Annotated in this window: 1 protein-coding gene; it reads right to left on the reverse strand. The window is 43.6% G+C overall.

All coding sequences use genetic code 11. The features are described from left to right. On the reverse strand, positions 1 to 384 hold a 384-nt coding region (locus R7190_RS26760), incomplete at its 3' end, for an NAD(P)H-binding protein (RefSeq protein WP_318137782.1). Positions 385 to 798 lie beyond the last annotated feature (414 nt).

The raw sequence follows: 798 nt of genomic DNA on the forward strand, positions 1-798 counted from the left end.
AGAGGAACGGTTGGCACCTAAACTAGACACCACCGCAAGGCGTTTTACTCCGACCATTTTCATTTGCTGCGCTACCGAAGTGACCAGTTCGACATCGACTTTACGTAGGTTTTCTTTACTGCCTGCTTGCTTGAGAGTCGTGCCCAAACAAATGAAGCCTGTATCGGGCGTTGTTTGATTTTCATTCCCTTGATGAATAGTGAGCTCTGCATCAATGATTGGAATGATCTTGTTTGTTGGGTCATAAATGTCTTTAAGTGGGCGTCTGGAGAGGGAGTACAAATGAGAAATACCTGACTGAGCAATGAGGTTTTCGACCACTTTGCTGCCGACTAACCCAGTTGCGCCAGCGATGATTACGCAAGTGTTAACATCGTTTGTCATTGTATGCTTCCTCTTTAGAGAACAAGTGCTTAGGCATTAGTAGCTTATGCCAACACGCTGAAAGAGCAAGAATAAGCCGCAACTCACCATCAAATTTGTGCAGTGGCGAGCTCGATATCGCATGTTAAAAAAAGACCCGTTATTTACGGGTCTTAGGCTCAGGAGAGTGATAAGGGAATTGAGCGCCGGGTTTTGCGCTGCGGTTTGGGCTTGCTTCTCTTAGCAGGGCGACGACTTTGATTGGCAAACATAATTCTCTCTCCATTTTATTGGGACAAGTTAATTCAAGCATTTGTTGTGCCAATCGTTGAGTTTATTAGGTGTTAGACATGTTATAAATGCTTGGTTTTAGTCACTTTGGTTTGTTTTTTGGTTATAGATTTCAATGACTTGTTTGGTTGTATGGGCTTGGTT

This window comes from Vibrio sp. 1078-1 (assembly GCF_033340475.1).